The organism is Xenorhabdus sp. NBAII XenSa04 (genome assembly GCF_963866145.1).
In the GTDB taxonomy this organism is placed as follows: Bacteria; Pseudomonadota; Gammaproteobacteria; order Enterobacterales; family Enterobacteriaceae; genus Xenorhabdus; species Xenorhabdus indica.
Map to the genome: position 1 here is coordinate 1 of NZ_CAWMEB010000023.1, position 2435 is coordinate 2435.

The window sequence follows — 2435 nt, forward strand, 5'->3', positions numbered from 1 at the left end:
CTGGCGATTAAACTGGCAGCTGCTATTCGCCATGCGCTGGCGGTAGATGTGCCATTAGTTCAGATCTTTGAGTTAAAAACGATTGCCGGACTGGCGGCCCACATGGGGCAGCAGACTTGCACAGTGATCCCCCATATTGAAATGGTGCATTATCCTCTGTCTTTTGTGCAGGAACGGATGTTGTTTATCGAACGTTTTGAGCAAGGAACCCATATATATCATGTTCCTTATCTTGTTCAACTAAATGATAGGGATAGTTTGCCGCTACTGGAAATAGCAATTAATCAAGTTGTTGACCGTCATCCGGTGATGAAAACGGTATACCGTAATGATGATGAGGGGCAAGTTTATCAGCAGGTACTTGAAGAGCGACTCGTTTTCAAATCACAGTCTTGTAGAAGTATCGATGATTTTTGGCAAACGGTGCGTACTGAACTGGCAACACCCTTTGATCTGACGGCAGAGCCGAGCCTGCGTTTGTGTCACTATCTGTGTCACGAGATGATGGCTGAAAATCATTACCTGTTATTCATGTGGCACCATATTGCCATTGATGGCTGGTCGATCGGCATCTTTATGAATGAGCTGGAGGAGTGTTACCACGCTCTACTGGAATCCCGTAACAGTCAACTGCCGGCTTTGGAGATCAGCTATGGTGATTATGCCAGATGGCAACGCGAGTATCTGCAGGGTGACGTGAAGAAACAGCAGCTAGCATATTGGCAGCAGGTATTGGTAGGTTATGAACCTCTGGCTCTGCCAACTGACAGACCGCGCCCGGCACAGGTGGATTATGAAGGTCAGAACTTTATTTTTGCGTTGGAATACGGGCTATCGGAACAATTGAGGGCCTTGGCAAGACAGCAGGAAACGACTTTATATACTGTGTTGCTCAGTGGTTTTTATGTCACGTTGGCAAGGCTGTCCGGTCAAAATGACATTGTACTGGGAATGCCTACTGACAACCGTCATCATGTCCAGACTCAGCCATTAATCGGCATGTTTGTTAACCCGCTGGTATTGCGGATGCAACTCGAACAGACTGACAGTGTGGAAAATCTGATTAGGCAGACGCACAGCGTAGTTGCACAGGCTAAAGCTCATCAGGATATGCCATTTGAACAGCTACTGGATGCACTGGCGATTGAACGTGACACTGCCCGTCATCCCATTTTTCAGGTCATGTTCGGGTTGCAGAATTTCTATGAAGACTGGTCAGCCGAAGCCAATCTGCCATTTAGTGCCGTTAAATTAGAAGAGTTCCTGCATAGTCCGGCCAAGTTTGACCTCAGTCTGTTTATATCTGATGATCAACCTCGCCTGACGGGTTGCATCAACTATGCGGTGAATTTGTTTGAGCGGGCAACAATAGCCAGAATGGCAGATCTCTATCGGCGTGTCCTGACTGCTTTTGTGATGAATCAAAAGCAATCTCTCGCTACGCTTGAGGTATTGTCAGATCAGGAACGCCATACCCTGCTCTATAGTTGGAACCAGACGGATGCACCATACCCACAAGACCGCACACTCCAGCAGCAGTTCGAAGCACAGGTTATCGCGACACCGGATAATATTGCGCTGGTGTTTGAAGGGGAGAGTCTGACTTACCGCCAGCTCAATGAACGGGCAAATCAGTTAGCGGCCGCGATTCGGGCACAGTATCAGCAGCAATACCGTGCATTGATGCCAGTTGATACCCCCGTGGCCCTGTATCTGGATCGCAGTCTGGAAATGGTCATCAGTATGCTGGCGGTACTGAAAGCGGGCGGTGCCTACGTGCCTGTCTCCCCGCAATATCCCGCGGAGCGTGTTCGCTTTATTCTGACCGATACTCAGGCTCCGTGTGTGGTGACCCAACAGCGGCATTTGTTAGCATTAGAGTCACATAGGCAGATACTGCCCGTTCAGCCTGTTTTGATAGCAGCGGATGATCAGAGCGTGACTGCGGGGCAACTATCAGAAAATCCAGTCTTAATCAACAAACCGACCGATTTGGCTTTTATCATCTACACGTCAGGCACTACGGGTCGGCCAAAAGGCGTCATGGTAGAACATACTGGTGTCCTTAACCTGAGCCAGTTTATTGCCAGAACACATCTGCTGGCACCACAGGTGAAGGTGTCGTTTTTCTCCAATTATGTGTTTGACGCCTCCGTTTCAGAGGTTTTCCCGGCTCTGATAGCGGGTGCCACGCTATATATCTTACCTGCGACGGTAACCGGAGACAGTGAGCAACTGCTGGCGTTTATCAATCAGCATAAGATCACCAAGGCATTTATTCCTACCGCCTTAATGAATATGAAACACTTTTCTGCGGCGTTATTCCGTTCAACCTTGCAGGTAATCGATACTGGAGGGGAAACTCTCAATGCCCTGTCTATCCCGCCGCATATCACGCTGTTTAACCAGTATGGCCCGACGGAAATGACTGTGTG

The 2435-nt window shown here is 48.8% G+C and carries 1 protein-coding gene; it reads left to right on the forward strand.

Annotated features, from left to right (window positions below; translation table 11 throughout):
- A partial coding sequence (locus AAC147_RS01355) for a non-ribosomal peptide synthetase (RefSeq protein WP_047684875.1) occupies positions 1–2435 on the forward strand: 2435 nt, incomplete at both ends.